Annotated in this window: 23 protein-coding genes and 4 tRNA genes; 7 read left to right on the forward strand and 20 right to left on the reverse strand. The window is 66.6% G+C overall.

Translation table 11 applies throughout. The annotated features are described in order from the left end of the window. Window positions 1-34: 34 nt before the first annotated feature. From AWC31_RS00170 to AWC31_RS00200, 7 genes are all read right to left on the reverse strand, one after another. Window positions 35-1,588 carry an NCS1 family nucleobase:cation symporter-1 gene (locus AWC31_RS00170; protein ID WP_085141749.1) on the reverse strand — a complete coding sequence of 518 codons (1,554 nt, stop codon included), beginning with the start codon at window positions 1,586-1,588 and terminating at the stop codon, window positions 35-37. An 82-nt stretch (window positions 1,589-1,670) separates the two neighbouring features. Then, complete coding sequence (locus tag AWC31_RS00175; RefSeq protein ID WP_085141751.1) at window positions 1,671-2,372, reverse strand: GntR family transcriptional regulator; 702 nt, start codon at window positions 2,370-2,372, stop codon at window positions 1,671-1,673. A gap of 72 nt (window positions 2,373-2,444) precedes the next feature. Then, on the reverse strand, window positions 2,445-3,359 hold the full coding sequence (locus AWC31_RS00180; RefSeq protein WP_085141753.1) for an LLM class F420-dependent oxidoreductase: 915 nt from the start codon (window positions 3,357-3,359) through the stop codon (window positions 2,445-2,447). Window positions 3,360-3,398: 39 nt separating this feature from the next. Continuing rightward, window positions 3,399-3,842, reverse strand: coding sequence for an SRPBCC family protein (locus AWC31_RS00185; RefSeq protein WP_085141755.1), 444 nt, complete (start codon window positions 3,840-3,842; stop codon window positions 3,399-3,401). A gap of 49 nt (window positions 3,843-3,891) precedes the next feature. After that, complete coding sequence (locus AWC31_RS00190) at window positions 3,892-4,773, reverse strand: universal stress protein (RefSeq protein ID WP_085141757.1); 882 nt, start codon at window positions 4,771-4,773, stop codon at window positions 3,892-3,894. After that, complete coding sequence (locus AWC31_RS00195; RefSeq protein ID WP_085141758.1) at window positions 4,770-5,672, reverse strand: universal stress protein; 903 nt, start codon at window positions 5,670-5,672, stop codon at window positions 4,770-4,772. The genes AWC31_RS00190 and AWC31_RS00195 overlap by 4 nt, the downstream gene beginning before the upstream one ends. A 48-nt stretch (window positions 5,673-5,720) precedes the next feature. Beyond that, window positions 5,721-6,803, reverse strand: coding sequence for a CaiB/BaiF CoA transferase family protein (locus AWC31_RS00200; RefSeq protein ID WP_085141760.1), 1,083 nt, complete (start codon window positions 6,801-6,803; stop codon window positions 5,721-5,723). 18 nt (window positions 6,804-6,821) lie between these two features. Between AWC31_RS00200 and AWC31_RS00205 the strand changes: the two genes are divergently transcribed. Then, entirely contained in the window at window positions 6,822-8,504 is a 1,683-nt protein-coding gene (locus AWC31_RS00205; RefSeq protein WP_085141762.1) for an alpha-keto acid decarboxylase family protein, read from the forward strand. On the opposite strand, the gene AWC31_RS00210 is transcribed toward AWC31_RS00205, so the two are convergent. Beyond that, window positions 8,491-8,931 carry an SRPBCC family protein gene (locus AWC31_RS00210; protein ID WP_085141763.1) on the reverse strand — a complete coding sequence of 147 codons (441 nt, stop codon included), beginning with the start codon at window positions 8,929-8,931 and terminating at the stop codon, window positions 8,491-8,493. The genes AWC31_RS00205 and AWC31_RS00210 overlap by 14 nt on opposite strands. A 32-nt stretch (window positions 8,932-8,963) precedes the next feature. Here AWC31_RS00210 and AWC31_RS00215 point away from each other — a divergent pair, with 32 nt between their 5' ends. After that, complete coding sequence (locus AWC31_RS00215; protein WP_067846403.1) at window positions 8,964-9,311, forward strand: UBP-type zinc finger domain-containing protein; 348 nt, start codon at window positions 8,964-8,966, stop codon at window positions 9,309-9,311. On the opposite strand, the gene AWC31_RS00220 is transcribed toward AWC31_RS00215, so the two are convergent. Both AWC31_RS00220 and AWC31_RS00225 read right to left on the reverse strand, forming a co-directional pair. Further along, window positions 9,308-10,864 (reverse strand): phytoene desaturase family protein, encoded by a 1,557-nt coding sequence (locus tag AWC31_RS00220; RefSeq protein WP_085141765.1) that lies wholly within the window; start codon window positions 10,862-10,864, stop codon window positions 9,308-9,310. The genes AWC31_RS00215 and AWC31_RS00220 overlap by 4 nt on opposite strands. A gap of 52 nt (window positions 10,865-10,916) precedes the next feature. After that, on the reverse strand, window positions 10,917-11,516 hold the full coding sequence (locus AWC31_RS00225) for a TetR/AcrR family transcriptional regulator (protein ID WP_085141767.1): 600 nt from the start codon (window positions 11,514-11,516) through the stop codon (window positions 10,917-10,919). 82 nt (window positions 11,517-11,598) lie between these two features. Between AWC31_RS00225 and AWC31_RS00230 the strand changes: the two genes are divergently transcribed. Then, window positions 11,599-12,075 carry a DUF2834 domain-containing protein gene (locus AWC31_RS00230; RefSeq protein WP_085141769.1) on the forward strand — a complete coding sequence of 159 codons (477 nt, stop codon included), beginning with the start codon at window positions 11,599-11,601 and terminating at the stop codon, window positions 12,073-12,075. Between the two features lie 2 nt (window positions 12,076-12,077). Here AWC31_RS00230 and AWC31_RS00235 read toward each other — a convergent pair whose 3' ends face one another. The 6 genes from AWC31_RS00235 to AWC31_RS00260 form a co-directional block, all read right to left on the reverse strand. Further along, on the reverse strand, window positions 12,078-12,929 hold the full coding sequence (locus AWC31_RS00235; protein WP_085141770.1) for an SDR family NAD(P)-dependent oxidoreductase: 852 nt from the start codon (window positions 12,927-12,929) through the stop codon (window positions 12,078-12,080). Beyond that, window positions 12,926-13,831: an alpha/beta fold hydrolase gene (locus AWC31_RS00240; RefSeq protein ID WP_085141772.1), complete on the reverse strand. Its 906-nt coding sequence runs from the start codon at window positions 13,829-13,831 to the stop codon at window positions 12,926-12,928. The genes AWC31_RS00235 and AWC31_RS00240 overlap by 4 nt, the downstream gene beginning before the upstream one ends. Next, window positions 13,828-15,186, reverse strand: coding sequence for a cytochrome P450 (locus AWC31_RS00245; RefSeq protein ID WP_085141774.1), 1,359 nt, complete (start codon window positions 15,184-15,186; stop codon window positions 13,828-13,830). Before AWC31_RS00245 ends, AWC31_RS00240 begins: the two co-directional genes overlap by 4 nt. A 109-nt stretch (window positions 15,187-15,295) precedes the next feature. Beyond that, window positions 15,296-15,895, reverse strand: a complete 600-nt coding sequence (locus AWC31_RS00250; RefSeq protein ID WP_067846424.1) for a TetR/AcrR family transcriptional regulator — start codon at window positions 15,893-15,895, stop codon at window positions 15,296-15,298. Between the two features lie 34 nt (window positions 15,896-15,929). Next, on the reverse strand, window positions 15,930-16,166 hold the full coding sequence (locus AWC31_RS00255) for a hypothetical protein (RefSeq protein WP_085141776.1): 237 nt from the start codon (window positions 16,164-16,166) through the stop codon (window positions 15,930-15,932). 22 nt (window positions 16,167-16,188) lie between these two features. After that, window positions 16,189-16,767: a YdcF family protein gene (locus AWC31_RS00260; RefSeq protein WP_374214059.1), complete on the reverse strand. Its 579-nt coding sequence runs from the start codon at window positions 16,765-16,767 to the stop codon at window positions 16,189-16,191. Window positions 16,768-16,986: 219 nt separating this feature from the next. On the opposite strand from AWC31_RS00260, the gene AWC31_RS00265 reads away from it, so the two are divergent. Further along, window positions 16,987-17,328, forward strand: a complete 342-nt coding sequence (locus AWC31_RS00265) for a hypothetical protein (RefSeq protein WP_133060054.1) — start codon at window positions 16,987-16,989, stop codon at window positions 17,326-17,328. A 257-nt stretch (window positions 17,329-17,585) separates the two neighbouring features. On the opposite strand, the gene AWC31_RS00270 is transcribed toward AWC31_RS00265, so the two are convergent. The 3 genes from AWC31_RS00270 to AWC31_RS00280 form a co-directional block, all read right to left on the reverse strand. Next, a tRNA-Phe gene (locus AWC31_RS00270) sits at window positions 17,586-17,659 on the reverse strand. Between the two features lie 41 nt (window positions 17,660-17,700). Next, window positions 17,701-17,777: transfer RNA gene (locus AWC31_RS00275), tRNA-Asp, on the reverse strand. 35 nt (window positions 17,778-17,812) lie between these two features. Further along, window positions 17,813-17,885 (reverse strand) — tRNA-Glu (locus AWC31_RS00280). A 155-nt stretch (window positions 17,886-18,040) separates the two neighbouring features. Between AWC31_RS00280 and AWC31_RS00285 the strand changes: the two genes are divergently transcribed. The 3 genes from AWC31_RS00285 to AWC31_RS00295 all read left to right on the forward strand — a co-directional run bounded on the left by AWC31_RS00285 (window position 18,041) and on the right by AWC31_RS00295 (window position 19,129). Further along, window positions 18,041-18,113 (forward strand) — tRNA-Lys (locus AWC31_RS00285). A gap of 46 nt (window positions 18,114-18,159) precedes the next feature. Further along, entirely contained in the window at window positions 18,160-18,660 is a 501-nt protein-coding gene (locus AWC31_RS00290; RefSeq protein ID WP_085141780.1) for an SRPBCC family protein, read from the forward strand. A 112-nt stretch (window positions 18,661-18,772) separates the two neighbouring features. Beyond that, window positions 18,773-19,129 (forward strand): DUF732 domain-containing protein, encoded by a 357-nt coding sequence (locus AWC31_RS00295; RefSeq protein WP_085141782.1) that lies wholly within the window; start codon window positions 18,773-18,775, stop codon window positions 19,127-19,129. Here the strand turns inward: AWC31_RS00295 and AWC31_RS00300 are convergent. Continuing rightward, window positions 19,126-19,449, reverse strand: coding sequence for a hypothetical protein (locus AWC31_RS00300; protein ID WP_165765875.1), 324 nt, complete (start codon window positions 19,447-19,449; stop codon window positions 19,126-19,128). The genes AWC31_RS00295 and AWC31_RS00300 overlap by 4 nt on opposite strands. Window positions 19,450-19,465: the final 16 nt, after the last annotated feature.

Here is a 19,465-nt window from a genome sequence, read left to right on the forward strand (position 1 = left end):
CGGATCGATCTCGGGTCCACCACCCAGATGCGGATCACGACACCGACACGGCGACCAGCGAATCCCGTTTGGCCAACCCGTAGTACAGGCCGAACGCGACACCGCAGCCGATGAACCAGCTGTACTGAGCCGCGGTGTGCATGCCCACGACAGTTCCGGCGAGGAGCACCGGAATGACGGCCAGCACCGCGCCGACCACGGTCGCGATCACCGCGATCCGGTTGTAACCCTTGCTGTACCAGTACTTTCCGGACTCCGCCATGGTGAACAGGTCGTCGACGACGACCTTCTGCTTGCGCACCAGGTAGTAGTCGGCGATCAGCACACCGAACAGCGGTCCGATGAACGCGCCGAGCGTCTCGAGGGTGTAGTGGATGACTTCCGGGTTGTTGTAGAGGTTCCACGGCGTGATCAGCACCGACCCCACGGCCGCGATCATGCCGCCGGCGCGCCAGCTGATGCGCTGCGGGCTGACATTGGAGAAGTCGAATGCCGGGCTGATGAAGTTCGCGACGATGTTGATGCCGATCGTGGCGATCGTGAACGTCAACGCGCCCAGCACGATCGCGAATGTGCTGTCGATGCGGGCCACCGTCTCGACCGGGTCGGTGATCAGCTCGCCGAACACCGGAAGCGTGAGCGAGGCCGTCACCACCACCAGCACCGAGAACACCAGGAAGTTCACCGGCAGTCCGAGGAAGTTGCCTTTCTTCACGGCCGCGAACGTTTTTCCGTAACGCGAGAAGTCACCGAAGTTGAGCATCGGACCGGAGAAGTAGGACACCACCAAGGCGATCGCGCCCAGCATGACCGGCACCGAGGCCCACCCGGTGTAGGTGACGTCGCCGAGGTTGAGATCGATTGCGCTCCAGCCTGCCTGGTAGATCAGATATCCGCAGAGCAGGAACATCACGACGTAGACGGCGGGCCCGCAGAAGTCGATGAACTTGCGGATCGACTCCATGCCGCGCCAGAACACGCAGGCCTGCAGGACCCACAGCAGCAGGAAGCTGCCCCAGCCCAGCAGCGACAGGCCCGCGAAACCGTAGTCGGCGACCACCGCGTAGGGCGCCAGTGCGGGAAACAGTTTGATGAGCACGATGTCGAGCGCCGCCGACGCCAGGAAGGTCTGGATGCCGTACCAGGCGACCGCGATCAACCCGCGGATGATCGCCGGGATGTTCGCGCCGAGCACACCGAACACCGTCCGGCAGATCACCGGGTAGGGCACGCCCGCGGCCTGGCTCGGTTTCGCGACCAGATTGCAGAAGAAGTACACGATCGTGATGCCGATGAGCAGTGCGACCAGCACCTGCCAGCTGGCCAGGCCGAGGGCGAACAAGCTGCCCGCCGTCACGTAGCCGCCGACGCTGTGCACGTCGGACATCCAGAACGCGAATATGTTGTAGGAGCCCCACGTCTGCTTGCGCAGCGGCGCGAGGTCCTCGTTGGTCAGCCGCGGGTCGTAGCCGGGTTTGATGTCGCCGCTGCCGACCGGGTGTCCGGCCGCCTCGATGAGATCTCCGGCCCCGACCACGGCACCCGGCGCAAGATCGCCGGTGGTCTTGGGAACTGCGGTTTCTGTCATGGGCTGACGCTAGAAACGCAGTGTTTCCGCGGCATTTCCCCAGCGCTATGCCGCTATTTCGGGAGAAATATATTCAGCGCCGTCAGGCCAGCAGTCCGGTGTCGGTCGGCAGGGTCGCGATCACCGCGTTGAGCCGCGCCGCATGTGCCTCGGAGGCCGCGACCAGACGCTCGGGATCCTCCGCGAGGAACGCGTCGAGCATCTCGCGGTGATCGGCGTGCAGGTGAGCGCGGTCGGCCGGGCCGACATGCACCATCGACTGCACGGGCTCGGTGACGTTCCAGGCCGCCTCCAGCATGTGCAGCAGGCGGTGCATGCGTGACGGCCGGGTCAGGGCGGCGTGGAACTGCCGGCTCTGACGGTGGTAGGCCACCGCGTCGTCGTCGGCGATCGCCTGCTCGAGCAACCGGTTCACCTCGATCGCGGCCGCCCGGTCGGCGTCGGATGCGTTGGCCACCGCAACCATCAATGACGCCGACTCCAAAGTCTCACGCACGATGTACATCTCGCGCAGCTCCGCAGGAGTCAACACTGCCACGCGGTATCCGGCATTGCGGCGGTGGGCGACCAGGCCCTCGCCGATGAGGGTCTTGAGTGCCTCGCGGACCGGGATCTGGCTGACTCCGAACACTTCGGCCACCTCGGCGAGCGGGATCGGCGTCCCGGGTGGTACGCCGCCGTCGAGAATCGCACGGCGCAGTTCATGGAGGACGGCCTGTTGTGACGGCGAAACTGGATCAGCCATCAGCTGTTCGAGCAGAGCCGATCGCCGATGGGGCCGCATGACCGGCCAGGCTAGGCCACCAATGTTGCGGCCGCCCGTCACCGGCGTTTCGAACGTGTGGCGCAGCGACCGTCAGAGCGAGGCCGTCACATCCCAAAGCGCCTGCAAGTCGGACTGTTCCGTGCGCAGCGGGCTGAGGGCCACGTCGGTCGCCCCGGCATCGAGATAGGTCCGAAGCTGGGCACGGACCTGGTCAGCGGAGCCGACGGCAGCGAGCTCGGCGACACTGGACACCCCTTCCCGGGCGATGACCTTCTGATACGACGGGATGGTCTCGTAGAACGCCAGCTGCTGCGCGGCCAGCTCGCGTGCGGCGTCGACGTCGTCGGAAACCAGCGCGGGCACCATCGCGGTCACACGCGGCACGGGCCGACCCACTGCGGCGGCAGCATCGTTGATCGTCGGCACGATGAACTCGCCGACGGTACGCGGCCCGGCCAGGTACGGCAGCGTGCCGTCGGCGAGTTCACCGGTGACGCTCAACGCCTTGGGACCCATCGCGGCCACGTAGATGGGCACCGGCGTTCCGCCCGGGATACGTACCGGCCACTCGGGTTCGACGGTGAATTCGCGGCCACGGTAATTGACCTCGCCGTCATCGAAGATGGCCCGGAGCACCTCCAGATGTTCGCGTAGCCGTTCCACCGGGTTCGGCCACACGGTGCCGAAGCCCTGTTGTTCCGGTGCGTGCGATCCCAAGCCGAGCCCGAGGCTGAAGTTGCCGTGCGCGGCTGCCTGCGCGGTCTGGGCCGCGGACGCCACCAGCAGCGGATGGCGCGGGTTGATCGGCACCACCGACGTGCCGACGCCAAGGCCGGGAACCGCCGCACCGATCAGACCGGCCAGCGCGATGGCATCGACATCGAACCGCTGCGCCAGCCAGATCTGCCGAACTCCAGCGTCGAAGGCGCTGCGGGCCTGGGCAATCGCGTCATCGACGACATTGGGCGCGGACAGGTTCACGGCGAGCACGATTCCGGTGGACATACCCGCACCAACCGTCCACCGCCGCCGAGCTATTCCGTTCTACTCACGCTGAGCTTTACTCATGACGCGACGCCGCAATTGTTCGGTGGCAACGTCGAGCACAAGCTTCTTGGCCCGCTTGATCAAGAATTCCGGTATCGGCATCGCCAAATCGACGATGATGTCGAACCGCACCCGGGTTCTGTCGACCTCGGGCGTGAGGTTGTACTCGACGTGCTGTCCACGCTGCTGCAGGTTGGCCTCGGCGTCCCACACCATCCAGTGCTCACCCCAGTGGTACTCCAGCAACTCCTTGTCGGTGATGCCGAGCAACCGCATGGTGGCCTTGACATGGTGCGGACGGCCGTCGGGATAACGGTCGATCACCTCGACATGCCGGTGCAACGACGACCAGGCCGGTAACGCGTCGACGTCGGCGAGCACATCCATGATCGCCTCCGGCGGCGCGTCGAAGACCACTTCCGTGGAGGCTTGGACGGCCATGCCGGCAAATCTAACGCCGCGGGCGCTCCCGGACGGCGGTTTGGGGCGATCAGGATGATCGTCGTGCGACGATCACCGGTACCCGGGCCGAGTGGAGGACCTCCGAACTCACCGAACCGAGCAGCATCCCGGTGAAACCGCCCCGGCCGCGGCTGCCGACCACGATGAGCTGTGCGGACTCCCCCTGTTCCAGCAGTTGCCGTGCCGGATTGTCCCGCATGACGATTCGCCGCACCGCGACGTCCGGATACCGCTCGGCCCAGCCCGCCAACTGCTCGGCAAGCACCCGTTCTTCGCGGGGTTTGAGATCGGTCCACCTGACGTCGGGGAAGTTGTAGTCGAGATCGTTCCAGGTATGCACCACAACGAGTTCCACACCGCGCCGCGACGCCTCGTCGAATGCGATCTCGGTGGCCAGCTCAGACGCGGGCGATCCGTCGAGCCCCACCACCACCGGCGCGGTCTCCGATACGGATACGCCGTCGTGGATGACCGCGACGGGACCGTTGGCGTGCAGCACCAGGGTGGAACTCACCGAGCCGAGGATGCGCCTGCCCCACTTTCCGAGGCCGCGCGAACCCACCACCACGAGATCGGCTTCGCGCGAACAGTCGATCAGCGTCGCGACCGCGTGGGCGGGGGTGAGCTTCTCGACGATGTGGAGCGGTTCGGCCGTGGCGGTGGCTTCCTGCGCGACCCGGCGCGCAGCGGCCAGCACATCCCGGCCGTGCTGCTCTTGCACCTGCCAATACTCTTCGGACAGTGGCACATCCAGCCATACCGGGGCTGCGGCAGTGCCCTGCGCGTAGACGAGGATGAGCGGTACCCGCCGCAGCGCCGCGTCCTGCGCGGCCCACCGTACTGCCGCGTCGGATGACGACGAACCGTCGATCCCGACGACGATGCCGCGGCGTTCGGATGGTGACTTCATCGCTCATCTCCTTGCCTGTCGGCGCGGCACACCAGGACCGGCACCGGGCTGTGGTGCAGCATGTTGAGGCTCGTCGACCCGAGCACCACACCGGCCAGTGCGTTGCGGCCGCGGGTACCGACCACGACGAGTTCGGCTCCGTCGGCGTGGCGCATGATGGCCTTACCGGGTGAGACCGGCTCGACGAAGCACTTCGCGTCGACATCGGGATGGCGTTTGTTCTGCGCATCAACGGTTTCGGTCAAGGCTGTCAGTTCGGCGACTTCCAGAGCCTCCCAGTCGATGACGAACGGGATCGTGACACCTGTCTCGGCCGGTACGGCAAACGACAGGGAGCGGACGGCCTTGAGCGGGACTCCCAGCCGGTCGGCCAGTTCGAACGCGGTCGCCAGCGCATTCTCGGCGGCCGGGCTGTCGTCGACACCGACCACGATCGGCCCGCCGCCGGGCGCGACGCGGTCGCCACGGAACGCGACCACCGGGCACGCCGCGCGGGTGGTCACAGCGAGCGCCGTCGAGCCGATCAGCAACGCCGCGGCGGGCGTGACCGCCTTGCCGCCGAGCACGACGAGGCGCGCCTGTGCGCTCGCCGCGATCAGCGCCTCGTCGGCCGGCTCGTTGACCGAGGCCGTGGTGATCTGCAGGCCGGGGCGTTCAGCGCTGACCGCCTCGACCGCGGCCTTGAGAAAGATCTCGGCGCAGTCCTGCTGATAGCTCATCATTGCCGCGACCATGGCACCGGCGGTCTGGGTCAGGTTGCGGCCGATCGTCGGCAGCGCGTGCAAGACATGCAGCGGCGTACCGAGTTTCTCGGCGACCGCCCCCGCCCAGCGCGCGGCGTTCACCGCGCTGTCGCTGCCGTCGATTCCGACCACTACCGGTGCCGTCGAGGAAGTCATACCTCAATCCTGGCCAGCTCCGGTGGCCGCGGCAATGGTCCAAAGACCCTAATCCCAGCCGATGTCCCCGATGTCGGTGGTGGATTGGGGTGGGGTGCCCGGCGCCGCGGGCGGCGTGCGGGAGAAGCGCGGCGCGGGTGCGGCCTGGTCGACGCCGTCGACCGCGACGAGCGTCGAGCGGGCCCGCAGATGTTCGTTTTCGGCGGCCTCGCCCCACGTGAGGACGGGTGTCACGCAGGCATCGGTGCCGGAGAAGATCTTCGTCCATTCGTCGCGAGTCTTGGACTTGAATCGCTCGGTGAGGATTTCCCGCATCTCGTCGTAGCGGGTCAGCTCGAACTGTCCGGGGATCTCGTCGGCGCCGAGACCCAAGCCGGCGACCAGCTGAGCGAAGAACTGCGGTTCGATCGCGCCGACGGCCATGTACTTGCCGTCGGCCGTCTCATAGGTGCGGTAGTACGGCGCCCCACCGTCGAGCAGAAACGACTCCCGCTCGTCGCGCAGCGTTCCGGTGGCCCGCATGGTCCACATCATCTGCGCGAGCATGCTGACCCCGTCGACCATCGCGGCGTCGATCACCTGCCCTTTTCCGGAACGTTCGCGCTCATAGAGCGCCGAGACGATGCCGACCAGCACGAGCATCGACCCGCCGCCGAAATCGGCGACCAGGTTCAGCGGCGCGACGGGCGGCCGGTCGCGGTAGCCGATCGCGGACAGCGCACCCGTCTGCGACAGGTAGTTGATGTCATGGCCCGCGGTCTGCGCGAGCGGGCCGTCCTGCCCCCAGCCGGTGATGCGCGCGAAGATCAGACGCGGGTTGACGGCCTCGCAGTCCTGCGGCCCGATGCCCAGCCGTTCACAGGTGCCGGGGCGGAAGCAGTCCAGCAGCACGTCGGCCTTGGCGACGAGATCGAGCAACTTGCCGGGTTCGGCCTTGACGTCGAGGTCGACGATACGTTTGCCGCGGTGCAGCAGATCGACGTTCTCGGGGGGCATGGTCAGACCGCCCGGACGGCGCACCCGCACCACATCAGCGCCCAGATCGGACAGCATCATCGCGGCGTGCGGCCCGGGGCCGATGCCGCCGAGCTCGATAACTCTCACCCCGGCCAGGGGTCCCGTGTTCGTCATGCGAGGCACACTAGCTGGGTGACGGAAAACGCCTACACAGTCGGTGACTATCTACTGGACCGCCTCGCAGAACTCGGCGTGACCGAGATTTTCGGCGTCCCCGGCGACTATCAGCTGGAGTTTCTCGACCACATTCTGGCCCACCCGCGCATGACCTGGATCGGCGGCGCCAACGAACTCAACGCCGGTTACGCCGCCGACGGCTACGGCAGGCTGCGCGGGATGGCCGCGCTGGTCACCACGTTCGGCGTCGGCGAACTCTCGGCCGCCAACGCGGTCGCGGGCAGTTACGCCGAACATGTTCCGGTCGTGCACATCGTCGGTGCGCCGTCCAAGGACTCTCAGGCGGCACGGCGCATCGTGCACCACACCCTCGGCGACGGCGACTTCGAGCACTTCCTGCGCATGAGCCGCGAAATCACGTGCGCCCAGGCCAATCTGGTGCCCGCCACGGCGACCCGCGAGATCGACCGCGTCCTCTCGGAAGTCCGCGAGCAGAAGCGCCCCGGGTATCTGCTGCTCGCAACCGATGTGGCCCGCTTCCCCACCGAGCCGCCGGCCGCGCCGCTACCCCGCTACACCGGTGGCACCAGCCCGCGGGCGCTTTCGATGTTCACCGAAGCCGCATCCCAGCTCATCGGTGAGCACCGGCTGACTGTGCTCGCGGACTTCCTGGTACATCGGATGGGCTGCGTCGACGAGCTCAATGCCCTGCTCGGCGCCGACACCGTCCCGCACGCGACGCTGATGTGGGGCAAGAGCCTGGTCGACGAGAGCTCGCCGAACTTCCTCGGGATCTATGCCGGTGCGGCCAGCGAGGATTCGGTTCGTGAGGTGATCGAGGAGGCGCCCGTGCTGATGACCGCCGGCGTGTTGTTCACCGATATGGTCAGCGGGTTCTTCAGCCAGCGCATCGACCCGGCCCGCACCATCGACATCGGTGTCAACCAGAGCGTGGTCGCGGGGCAGGTGTTCGCCCCGCTCGACATGGGAGCCGCGCTGGATGCCGTCACCTCGATCCTCAAGGGCCGCGGTGTGACGTCGCAGGCGTTGCCGCCGGCCCCCGCCCGCCAAACCGCCACACCTCCGGCGCGCGACGCCGCGCTGACGCAGGAAACGTTGTGGGACAGGCTTTCCGACGCGTTGACGCCGGGCAACGTAGTACTGGCCGACCAGGGCACGTCGTTCTACGGCATGGCCGGGCACCGATTGGCGTCCGGCGTCACGTTCATCGGCCAGCCGCTGTGGGGCTCGATCGGCTACACGCTGCCCGCCGCACTCGGCGCCGGCCTGGCCGACCGCGACCGCCGCACGGTGCTGTTGATCGGGGACGGCGCCGCGCAGCTGACCGTCCAGGAACTCGGCGCCTTCGGCCGCGCCGGGCTCGCGCCCGTCGTGGTCGTGGTCAACAACGACGGATATACGGTCGAGCGCGCGATCCACGGCGTCACAGCCGAATACAACGACATCAGCGGATGGCGCTGGACCGAACTACCCGCAGCACTGGGGGTCTCCGATGCCCTGACGTTCCGGGTCAGCACCTACGGCGAACTCGACGACGCGTTGACCGCAGGCGCCGACGCACAGGACCGCATGGTCTTCATCGAGGTGCTGCTGGGCCGCATGGACATCCCGCCGTTGCTGACCGAGCTCGCGCAGTCCGCGTCGGCGGCGAACGCCGGAAAGGTCAGCCCTTCTTGACCTTGAGCACCTGCTTGCGCAGACCGTCCGTGGCGGTCTCCATACCGCCCTTCATGGTCCGCTTGAGGATGAACCCCGGCAGCGGCACCGACAGGTCGATCGACATGTCGAACCGAACCCTGGTCTTGTCACCGTCGGGCGTCAACGTGTAGCTGGCGTCCTGGGCCTTGAGCTGGCCGGCACTCACCAACGTCCAGCTGACCTTGTTCTCCGACCAGGTGTACTCGATCACCTGCTCGTCGGTCAGCCCGGCGGCCTTGACCGTCATCTTGGCCCGCCGCGGACGGCCGTCGTCGAACGTCTCGAGGATCTCGGCACGCTGGAACTGCGGTGACCAGCTGGGTGTCGCCTCGACGTCGGCGATGACGTCGAGAATCTCCTCCGGCGTCGCTTCGATCACAACTTCTCGGGAATCGCTGGTTGCCATGCCGCGAACCCTATCGGGCTAGGCTCGGCGCCATGAGCGATACCGTCGATCCGACCGCGCCGCCGAGCGGCACCGGATGCGCGGAATGCGATGCGGTGGGCGGCTGGTGGGTGCACTTGCGACGCTGCGCGGCATGTGGACACATCGGCTGTTGCGATGATTCCCCCGCCCGTCACGCATCGGCCCACTGGCGGGCCACCGGGCATCCGATCATCCGGTCCTTCGAGCCGGGTGAGGACTGGTTCTGGAACTTCGACACCAACGCTTACGCCGATGGGCCCGAGCTCGCCCCGCCACAGCACCGGCCGGCCGATCAGCCGGTGCCGGGTCCACGCGGGCGGGTTCCGGCCGACTGGGCTGCGCAGCTGCGCCGTCGTTAGCCGGCCAGGACGGCCTTGGCGGCGTTGTAGCCGGGGATGAAGGTGATGCCGGGGCCACCGTGGCATCCGGCACTACCCAGGTACAACCCGTCGATCGGTATCGGTTGGTCCACATAGCCTTTGGGTCCGGGCCGGTTGGGTCCCATCTGCTCGGGATGAATGAGCCCGTGACAGTAATCGCCGCCGGGTGCGCCGAACATCGTGCCCATGTGCTTCGGCGTGAACGTCGTGTGGCGGATGATGCGGCGCTCGAAATCCGGTGCGAGCCTGGTGATCTTCTCGATGACGCGCCTGCCCATTTCGACCTTCATGTCCCCGTAGCCAGCGGTGGCCTCTTCGACCGGGAACCACAGCGAGAATGCCGATGCGGCATGCTTACCCTCGGGCGCCAGGGTCGGATCGTGGGCGGACGGTATCTGGAACGCGATGGCGGGATCGGCGGGGACGATACCGCGCCTCGAGTCCTGCCACTGCTGCTGCAGTTCCTCGGGTGTGCTGAAAATGCCGATGGCGGCCTGCATCTCGGGATCGTTGAGCAACTCGTAGGGTGCGTCGAACGTCGGCGCGCCGTCGAGGGCGAAGTGCATCTGCAGATAGCTGCCACGGTGGTCGGTGTGGCCGAACCGATCCCGGACCTCAGCCGGCAGCACCGCGGGGTCGATCAGTTCGGTGACCGTCAGATCAGGTGCGATGGCCGAGACGACGACAGGCGCGGTGACCGTCGAACCGTCGGTCAACCGCACTCCGGTCACTCTCCCGGTGCCGACGAGGATTCTCTCGACGCTGCTGCGCAGCCGTATCTCACCGCCACTGTCGGCCAGTTGCCGGCACAGATGGTCGGTGAGCGCGCCGACGCCGCCTGCCAACTTCTTCATCAGCACCGCGTTCTCGTCGGGCACGGCGAGCCCGAATGCGAGTGCGGCGGCACTGCCGGGTGTTTCGGGTCCGCGGTAGGTGGTGTTGACGGCAAGGAATGCCAGCATGCCGCGCAGTGCGCCGTGCTTCTCACGGTCGGGCAGGTAGCGGTCGAGCACATCGCTGACCGAGCCGAACAGCAGATCGGTGATCGCCGCGCGCTCGGATTCTGTTGTGGCGCAGGCATACATCTCGTCGAGGGTGCGCGGCGGCCGATTCGCGTCGAAGCGGCCCAGCGCCCGTGTGGGGGCCTGGCTCCACGCCATCAGACCGGCCATGCCGGTGACCGCGTCGGCCCCGTGCACGTCCCCGAGGTGCGTCAGCATTTTCATCGGGTCGGAGTAGTAGACCACCGGGGCATCGCCGATGCCGCGCAGGGACACCGACATGACCTCGAGGTCGATGGTCGGCAGATCGTCGAGCCCCAGCTCGCGGCTGACCACCGCAGACGTCGGGAACTGCAGGGACCCGGCGATCTCGAACCGGTAGCCCTCGAACAACTCGACCGTCGAGGCCATGCCGCCGGCATAGCGCTTACCCTCCAGGCACACCGTGCGAAGCCCCGCGCGCTGCAACAGCGCGGCCGCGGTCAATCCGTTGTGGCCGGCACCGATCACGATCGCGTCGAAATCCGCCATCGGCTGAGGCTGACATGCGACCCAAAGTTTTGTCAATAGTGACAAAACATGGTCACACGAGACCCGAGCGCAGCGATTCCAGCCCCGCCCGGCACAGCCGCGCGAGCTCGGGCAGCGTCCGCTCCTCGTCGCCGGCCATCCACAGCTCCATGGCACCGAAGACCGCGGCTGCCACACACCGCGCGGTGACGACGACGCGCAGCAGATCGTCGCCCCGCGGCGCAGCCGGTTCGCGTTTGGCCAGGTGGTCGGCCACCGCCTCGGCGAAATCCGTTTCGACCTGGCGGATGTGCCGCACGATGCGGCCGGGGTCGAGTTCGGACGAGCGCATCGCCGCGATCTTCGTGACGGCGTCAACGTCGTAGGGAAAAGCCAGGATCGCCGACTGCACCGAGTCGAGGATGGATTCACCGGCGGGCCGTTCGGCCAATGCGGCGCGGAACCAGTGCAGGCCGGCGTCATAGTCGGCGAACAGCAGGTCGTGCTTGGAGTTGAAGTGACGGTAGAACGTGCGCAGCGATACGCCGGCATCGGCGGCGATCTGTTCGGCCGAGGTGTCCTCGACGCCTTGCGCGAGAAATCGCACGAGCGCGGCCTGGCGCAACGCTTCGCGCGTGCGTTCGCTGCGTGCGGTCTGCGCCGGCCGGGCCATGCCGGTAAATTACCGCACCGCCAAATCACACTGTAGAAATGTCAATATTGACAAAACATCGGTCAGCGAGTGTGCTCACGCCATGGTGTCTCTCATCGTTCATGCCGTACTGGGTATCGCCGTCATCGCGCTCGTGGTCCGCTTGAATCCACAGATCTTCAGCCGGCCGCCCGGCCCGCAGTTCTCCAAGACGGAGCTCGCGTTCTACGTCGTCGGCATCGCGTCGATCCCGTTGTGCTGGTATTTCAACTCGCAGTTCGTGGCTCAATATGCCGTGCCCGGGGGTAATCCGATCTGGGGTCCGGGAAGCTGGACCGAGTTCATTCAGCTCGGCTACACCAATCCGGCCGCGAGTTCGGCCAGCGCCGACTACACGATCGCCAATGTCATTCTGTTGCCGCTGTTCACGATCATCGATGGACTGCGCCGCGGCATCCGCCATCCCTGGCTGTTCTTCGTTTCCAGCCTGTTCACGAGCTTCGCGTTCGCATTCGCGTTCTACTTCGCGACCATCGAGCGGCAGCGCCGCCACCAGCAGGCCGGGCTGCCGGTCGGCTAGCGCTAAGGGGTCGCCGCGGCGGCTCGGCTGCGCAGCCGCGTCATGGCCATGCTAATGACGTCGTAATACCGCGTGGGTGCGATGCGCGCGAGCGCGTCGAAGACGTACGCGTCCGGCCCCACCATGATCCGGGCCTTGCCCGCCTCCACCCCGCGATGGATGATCTCGGCGGCCTTGTCGGGCTGGGTCATCGTGATCGCGGCGAACTCGTCGGCCATCTGTTCGTGGCTGCGGCCGCGACCTTCGGGGTCCTTGCGGAACCGGGCATTGCGGACGATGTTGGTGTTGATCCCGCCGGGGTGGACGTTGATCGCGGTGACGCCGGTCCCCCGCAGTTCCTGGCGAAGGGAGTCGGTGAACCCGCGCACCGCGAATTTCGCCGAACAGTAGGCACTTTGGTTGGGCATGCCCACCAGGCCGAAGACACTCGACGTGTTGACGATCGCGCCCTCGTCCTGTTTGACCAGGATGGGCAGGAACGCCCGCGTGCCGTTGACGACACCGTGGAAGTTGATGTCCCACAACCAGTTGTCGTCCTCCGGCACCGAGTCGAGCACACTCGACGAGACGGCGACACCGGCGTTGTTGAACACCGCACCGATGGGCTGTGGCGCCCAGTCGGCGACCTCGGCGGCGAAATCGCGCTGGGCGTCGGCGTCACGCACGTCGAGTACGCGGGCCAGGACCGGGCCGCGCAAGCCGGCTTCGGTCTCCTTCAGACCGCCCTCGTCGACATCGGAGATCGCGACCGGGCACGAGTGCGCCGAAAGCCGTTGCGCGAGCGCACGTCCGATACCCGACGCGGCACCCGATATGACGACGGTCCGGCCGCTGATGGTTCGACGCTTGCTCACTGGTGCTCCTTGAGTTCGGGGTGGGCGGCGGTGTGCGCCGTGATCAAATCCAGCAGTTTCGGCCAGGCACCGACGGGCAGGTCGTGTCCCATGCCGGTGATGGTTTCCAGCCGCGCACCCGGAATCGCCCTGGCGGTCGCGGCGCCGCCGGTCGGATGCACCATGCGATCGCGGTCGCCGTGGATCACCAACGTCGGCACGTCGATATGGGCGAGTTCGGCGGTGCGGTCGCCGGACGCGAAGATGCCTGCCAGTTGCCGGGCCGTCCCCTTCGACGCGGCGGGGTCACGATCCCAGTCGATGCCGGATGTCTCGCGCACCCAGGCCTCGTCGAACGGATAGCCGTGAGAACCGATGTGCCGGAACATCTTCACCGCGGCATCGGTGGCCTCGGCACGGGTTCGCGGCGGGCGCGCCGTGGCCATCCGCCACCACGTCGACGGTGCCGGCCTGCCGATGCGCGGCGCACCGGTGTTCGACATGATCGACGTCAGCGTCGTCACCCGGCCCGGATGGTGGGCGGCCACGGTCTGGGCGATCATGCCGCCCATCGAGATGCCGACCAGGTGCGCCTGCGCGTAACCCAACGCATCGAGGAGTCCCACGGTGTCGCGGGCCATGTCGCCGAGATGGTACTGGTCGGGGTGATTGCCGCCGCGCAGGATGGCCAGCGGAGGTGGCGGCGGATACGGCATGTGGGTGGACAGTCCGGCGTCGCGGTTGTCGAACCGGGTCACGCGATATCCCCGGTCGACCAGCGCCGTGACAAACCCGTTGGGCCACGAATGCAGTTGCTGGCCCAGCCCGGCGATGAGCACGACAGGCGTCGCATCCGGGTCGCCGAACTGCTCATAACACAGCCGGATTCCACGCCCGACGTCGACGATGTGCTGCTCGGTCATGCGCTGACCTCCTCGGCGGCGCGGTTCGTGTTCACCGGCGATCTGCGCCTTCGCCGGTAGACGACTGCCACGCCACCGCGGCTCGGCGCCGTCGCGATGCCACGGGAATGCGTGCGTTCACCCGGCGAATAAGTGGTGCGGAACTCGAATTCCCTTAACAGGGTGCGCAATACGACGTTCATCTCCATGTTGGCGAACGCGGCGCCGATGCAGCGACGGATACCGCCGCCGTAGGGAATCCACGTATGCGTGTCCGGGTTGGCGCCGAGGAACCGGTCGGGGTCGAAAGTCTTGGCGTCGCGGAAATTTCGTTCGCAGTCGTGCGACAGCGCGATGCTGGCGATCACGACATGCCCTTCGGGAATCACCCACTCCCCCAGACGCAACCGCTGCCGCGCGACGCGGCTCGTGGCGGCGATCACCGGGCGGGTACGTTGCACCTCCCAAATCGTCGCCTGGCGCAGTTTGGATCCCCCGGCGTCGGCTTCGGCGGTCAACCGGGCCAGCAACCGCGGATGCCTGCGCAACCGCTCGATCGCCCACGCCAAAGTCGTTGCGGTGGTCTCATGACCGGCGGCCAGCAGGGTGAGCAGCTCGTCGGCCACATGCGCATCGGAGATCGGCGTGCCGTCCTCGTAGCGCGCACTCAGCATGAGCGCCAACACATCTGATCGGTTGTCGAAGTCAGGATCGGCACGCGCCTCGGCGATGAGCGAGGCGACGATCTCGTTGTAGCGGCGGCGCGACCGTTGCACCCGGCCCCATGGACTCCACGGGCCGAGGTCGCGGCGCAGCGCCGCGGGCAGCACCGCCATGCGGGACGCGAGCGGCACCATCGGCGGAAGCAGTTCGCGGAGTTCGTCGAGAGATTGGCCCTGCGCGCCGAACACCGTGCGCAGGATCGCGTTGAGGGTGATCCGCATCATCGGCTCCAACGTCGCGAACTCGCGACCTTCGGGCCAGCCGGCGGTCTCTCGCAGCACCTCTTCCTCGACGATGGCCTCGTAGCCGGCCATGCGCTTGCCGTGAAACGGGGGCACGAGCAGCTTGCGGCGGGCCCGGTGATCGTCCCCGTCAAGGCTGAACGTCGAGCCCGGCCCCAACACGGTGCCGAGGTTGGCGGCGCGGCCGACGAGGTCACCGTTCGTGGTGAAGAGGTCTTTGAGCAGAGCCGGGTCGCTGACCACGACGGCTTCACCGAAGATCGGCAGGTTCACGGTGAACGCCCCGTCGTAGCGTCGACCGACCGCCGCGACCGCCCGGTGACGCGCGGCCAGGAACGCTATCCCGGTGACGAGCTTGGGGATCCGGGGTCCGGGCGGTAACCGCACCGGATCTGTCGTCGCCTCGGCCATGCTTGCCCTCCCGCGTCGGTACCGCGATGTACCAGACGTACGGTACGCCGCGGTACCGCTCACGGCAAGGTGTCCTGCTCTGGCCGTCAGCGCGCCCGCGTGGTGTGAGTTACCCGCGGGGTTCCAGCAATGCGATCGACGCGTCGACGGCCTCTTCGGTGATGTCACTCATCCGGCCGCCGCTCTCGACGGTGATCGCGGTCAGCTCCCGTAGGCCGCCCAGCACCATGATCACGCGCTGACGCGACACCTGAACTCCCGCGGCGTGAAACTCCTCGGTGTCACTGATCGTCTGCACCATCGCGATGAAGTTCTCCATCGCCTCCCGCTGCAGCGCGCGTGCGGACGTGCCCAGCGACGGCACGTCGCGGATCCAACTCAACATCAGCTCGGGATGCGCCTCACCCGACGCGATCCACGCCTCGATGGCCTGGCGGACCTGGTCCCGCCACGGCGCATGCGGATCGACCGCGGCCGAGATCTGACGGACCTGTTCGGCATTCGCGTTGGTGAGCAATGCGACAAAGCACTCCTCACGGTCGGCGAAATGCTCGTAGAACGTGCGGCGTGAGGTGCGGGCACGGCGGACGATATCGGCGACCGTGGTCTTCTGGTAGCCGTCCTCGATGATCGAGGCCTCGAGTGCGTCGAGCAGGCGGAGCCGAAAGGCACTCTTGTCGGCCTCGACGGCGGTAGCGGCACTGTTCATATCGGGCTGCAATCGTACTGACCGAGCCGCTGCTTCAGCGGCGCACCGTCGGGCTGTGGCCGAATGTGGACCTCGGGCCCGAGCCACGGGGCTGGTTCTGCTGAAACGCCAGGCACGTTCCCAGATGCCCGGCCACACACGGCACGCCGTTCATCGTCGGCACCGGGCCCCCGGAGTACACGCCGGTGGGATCACGGTAGGCGGGCTCGGCCGCCGCCGAGGGTGCGAACATCACCGCCAGCGCCACACAGGCCGTCACGATCCGGCACATAGCGCCAGGGTAGACCTGCTCATCAGCCGATCGGCGTCAACGGACTCAGCACATCACGCACGAACTGGGCGATGTTCACCGACGGATTGCCGTCGGGGAAGCTCACGGTGGCCAGGATGTTGCCGCCGGCATCGGCGAAGTTCTGGTCGGCGCGGCCCTGGTGCGTCGACGAGGTCACCAGGATGATGCCCGACGTGCCGGCCTTTTTGGCGAGCGGCACCGAGAACTGCGCGTTCTGGACGGTGCTGTTCGCCCGGTCCTCGACGATGATCCGGTTGGCCGGAAAACCAAGCAGCAGAAGCAGATTGCGCATCTGCCCGGCTTCGGTCTGACCGTTCTGGGGGTTGCCGCCGGTCACGATGATCGGCGACTGCGGAAACGACTGCGCGATCACGAGACCGGTGAGCACGCGGTGGTAGAGAATCGTGCGCATCGAGCCATCGGGCTTGAGGCCGTAGCCGAGGATGACGATGGCCGGCTTCGAGAAGTCCTTGCTCGCCACCGGCGGGGCGGCCTGCGCGATGGCCGGCGCCACCCCGCCACACACGACCGCCAGGGCCAGCGCAGCGCCCCCGAGTGCGACTCTCAGCCGTTTCCCCACAATCCACCCCCGAGAAAATTGCGACACGCGTGTTTATCGGTGCGTTTGGGGATGATGTTACAGATATGGTTTTTGTGGTGCAGTGTGTCTGCTGTTAGGCGAGCGGATCCTGAGTAGCCGAGCCAACGTCTCGCAGTTCACCGCTGCGCAGCGTGAGGTCGTACGAGAGTTCGTCCAAGGCTTGGGCAATCCCAACGTAGTCATTATTGGAGGCGGGTAGTGAGCGGCTTTGTTCGATTCGTCGACGGTGACTGGTCCTGGAATTCGTCGATGACTCGGATCATGTTCGACTTGCTCGAAGACCGCTTGCCCGACGGTGACCGCAAGGCCGAGATCGTCGAACTGCGTGATAACAACGTCTTGATGCTTGACCTGCGTGATCCGTCACAGGACCAGCTCGTTGCGATCATCGCCAACGAGCTAAACGACTACCTCGCGGGTCGATTCGATGCCGACGCCCGAAGGGACTTTGAACGGGGGTATTCCGAGTTACTCCGGTTGGCGGCGGCACAGCATCGCCGCAATACGGAACAGGATGGCGGCGGCCCGACTATCGCATGATGTCAGACTGTGGAGGGGTGACGGTACCACCGACGAAGACGTCGATGGAATTCATACGAGAGCCTCGCCGAAAATTGACGACACGCGTCAACCGCAAATCTGACTTGGTCAGGAACAGTTCGAAATCTTCGTCAGCCACACCTCGTAGACCGCCGCGGAGAATAAGGCAGCCGGTGTGTCACATGTGTCAGATTCGGGCTTCCAAGCCGCGTCTCCCAAACACAGGAAAACCCACCCTCACCAGTGGGTTCTCTCAGTGGCCAGGGCCGGGATCGAACCGGCGACCTTCCGCTTTTCAGGCGGACGCTCATACCAACTGAGCTACCTGGCCGGAAGGCCTCGGCTCTTGCAAACCGAAGTGCCTCGCCGTGATGGCGACCCTGACGGGACTTGAACCCGCGACCTCCGCCGTGACAGGGCGGCGCGCTAACCAACTGCGCCACAGGGCCTTGCTTTCCTGCGTGCTCCGCGTTACCGCGTAGCGTACCCCCAACGGGATTCGAACCCGTGCTACCGCCGTGAAAGGGCGGCGTCCTAGGCCACTAGACGATGGGGGCCTAATCCGAATCTCTCCGGGGTACTCGCGACGTTGTCCGTTGGGAGCTTCGATAGCTTAGGGTACAAAGGCCGAATTCCTCAAACCCAATGGTCACAGGTGGTTGGGCCGGTGCCCGCACACGCCTTCGCCGCACCAAGTATCCTGTGTCTCCGCGCCCCTATAGCTCAGTTGGTAGAGCTACGGACTTTTAATCCGCAGGTCCCAGGTTCGAGCCCTGGTGGGGGCACAAACAACGTCCGATGAGTTTCACGCCGTCGGCAGTCGGTATTGGCATGAATGAAGAAACCGTCGTCGCGAAGACCGTCGTCAATGCCCCCGCCGAGGCCGTCTTCGACCTGCTGGCAGATCCGTCGACGCACGCGGCGATCGACGGCACCGGTTGGGTGCGCGAGCCCGTCGATGCGACTCGTGTGACGGGCACCGGACAGGTTTTCCGGATGGCGATGTATCACGACCTGCATCCCAACAAGCACTACGAGATGGCGAACCGCGTCGAGGTGTTCGACCGGCCGCGGGCGATCGCATGGCTGCCGGGAACCGAACCGCGGCACATTCCCGGCCGCGACGCATCCGACGACTCCGCGGTCGAATACGGGGGTTGGATCTGGCGGTATGACCTCGCACCGGCCGGCGTCGACCGAACCGAGGTCACGCTGACCTACGACTGGTCGAATGTGCCGCCGCGCCACCGCGACATCGAGTTCCCGCCGTTCGGCCCCGAGCATCTGGACAACTCGCTGCGGCATCTGGCCGAGTTGGCCGAGCGCGCTTAGGCCGTCGTACGCGGACACCTGTCAACATCGGTGGGCGCCGCACAGGAATGCCCTCTATGGTGTCTTCCGGGGGGTTGCTGGTTGAACAGACTGGTCGTACGAAGGAGTCGCTATGTCGTCCCGGCGCCTTGCCACCCGGGCTCTCGCCACCTCGGTCAGCGCCGCCGCGTTGGCGGCAGCCATGACGTTGGGTATCGCACCGGCACACGCCACCCCTGAGGACGACAAGTTCTTCGCCATCGTGAAAGAGCTGGGCGTCGCGACGAATTCGCCAGAAGAGGCGGGCACGGTCGGGCGCGGCGTGTGCGATGCGGTTGACAAGGGCAAGATCGAGCCGGCCCGCACGGTGCGCAGCATCATGAACCAGCTGATGAACCAGGCGGGCATCGACAAGGGCCAAGCCGCGAATCTGGTCTGGGGCGCCGTCAAGGTTTACTGCCCGCAATACAGCTCGATCGTCGGCCGCTAGCCGCCCGATTGATGGGCCGGGACGCGCACCTCCGGCGGCGATCCCATGACGCCGAGCGCGTTGTCGACGGCCGACCGGGCGGCGTCGAGCAATTCCCTCGCCCGCTGCGGAACGAATCCCACGGGGTGTGACCAAACACTCTGGAACGCAAGGCTTCCCAGCACGGGCACGATGTGCGCGCTGGCCGCCTGCGGCAGGTATGCCGGATGCGCTGTCGCGGTCACCGCGCCCAGCGCGACCACCGCGGCGCTGAGCACCGCGGCAAACGCAACACCGATTGACCGAGTAGTGCGGAGAACGGCCCCCCGGCGAATCTTCATTCGCACCACACAGTGA

The organism is Mycolicibacterium wolinskyi (assembly GCF_002101965.1).
GTDB lineage: Bacteria > Actinomycetota > Actinomycetes > Mycobacteriales > Mycobacteriaceae > Mycobacterium > Mycobacterium wolinskyi.

What these genes read in the sequence shown, in the direction of transcription:
- AWC31_RS00170 (WP_085141749.1), bottom strand. Translation starts at nt 1,588, where the DNA reads ATGACAGAAACCGCAGTTCCCAAGACCACCGGCGATCTTGCGCCGGGT.
- AWC31_RS00175 (WP_085141751.1), bottom strand. Translation starts at nt 2,372, where the DNA reads ATGCGGCCCCATCGGCGATCGGCTCTGCTCGAACAGCTGATGGCTGAT.
- AWC31_RS00180 (WP_085141753.1), bottom strand. Translation starts at nt 3,359, where the DNA reads ATGTCCACCGGAATCGTGCTCGCCGTGAACCTGTCCGCGCCCAATGTC.
- AWC31_RS00185 (WP_085141755.1), bottom strand. Translation starts at nt 3,842, where the DNA reads ATGGCCGTCCAAGCCTCCACGGAAGTGGTCTTCGACGCGCCGCCGGAG.
- AWC31_RS00190 (WP_085141757.1), bottom strand. Translation starts at nt 4,773, where the DNA reads ATGAAGTCACCATCCGAACGCCGCGGCATCGTCGTCGGGATCGACGGT.
- AWC31_RS00195 (WP_085141758.1), bottom strand. Translation starts at nt 5,672, where the DNA reads ATGACTTCCTCGACGGCACCGGTAGTGGTCGGAATCGACGGCAGCGAC.
- AWC31_RS00200 (WP_085141760.1), bottom strand. Translation starts at nt 6,803, where the DNA reads ATGACGAACACGGGACCCCTGGCCGGGGTGAGAGTTATCGAGCTCGGC.
- AWC31_RS00210 (WP_085141763.1), bottom strand. Translation starts at nt 8,931, where the DNA reads ATGGCAACCAGCGATTCCCGAGAAGTTGTGATCGAAGCGACGCCGGAG.
- AWC31_RS00215 (WP_067846403.1), top strand. Translation starts at nt 8,964, where the DNA reads ATGAGCGATACCGTCGATCCGACCGCGCCGCCGAGCGGCACCGGATGC.
- AWC31_RS00220 (WP_085141765.1), bottom strand. Translation starts at nt 10,864, where the DNA reads ATGGCGGATTTCGACGCGATCGTGATCGGTGCCGGCCACAACGGATTG.
- AWC31_RS00225 (WP_085141767.1), bottom strand. Translation starts at nt 11,516, where the DNA reads ATGGCCCGGCCGGCGCAGACCGCACGCAGCGAACGCACGCGCGAAGCG.
- AWC31_RS00230 (WP_085141769.1), top strand. Translation starts at nt 11,599, where the DNA reads ATGGTGTCTCTCATCGTTCATGCCGTACTGGGTATCGCCGTCATCGCG.
- AWC31_RS00240 (WP_085141772.1), bottom strand. Translation starts at nt 13,831, where the DNA reads ATGACCGAGCAGCACATCGTCGACGTCGGGCGTGGAATCCGGCTGTGT.
- AWC31_RS00245 (WP_085141774.1), bottom strand. Translation starts at nt 15,186, where the DNA reads ATGGCCGAGGCGACGACAGATCCGGTGCGGTTACCGCCCGGACCCCGG.
- AWC31_RS00250 (WP_067846424.1), bottom strand. Translation starts at nt 15,895, where the DNA reads ATGAACAGTGCCGCTACCGCCGTCGAGGCCGACAAGAGTGCCTTTCGG.
- AWC31_RS00255 (WP_085141776.1), bottom strand. Translation starts at nt 16,166, where the DNA reads ATGTGCCGGATCGTGACGGCCTGTGTGGCGCTGGCGGTGATGTTCGCA.
- AWC31_RS00290 (WP_085141780.1), top strand. Translation starts at nt 18,160, where the DNA reads ATGAATGAAGAAACCGTCGTCGCGAAGACCGTCGTCAATGCCCCCGCC.
- AWC31_RS00295 (WP_085141782.1), top strand. Translation starts at nt 18,773, where the DNA reads ATGTCGTCCCGGCGCCTTGCCACCCGGGCTCTCGCCACCTCGGTCAGC.
- AWC31_RS00300 (WP_165765875.1), bottom strand. Translation starts at nt 19,449, where the DNA reads ATGAAGATTCGCCGGGGGGCCGTTCTCCGCACTACTCGGTCAATCGGT.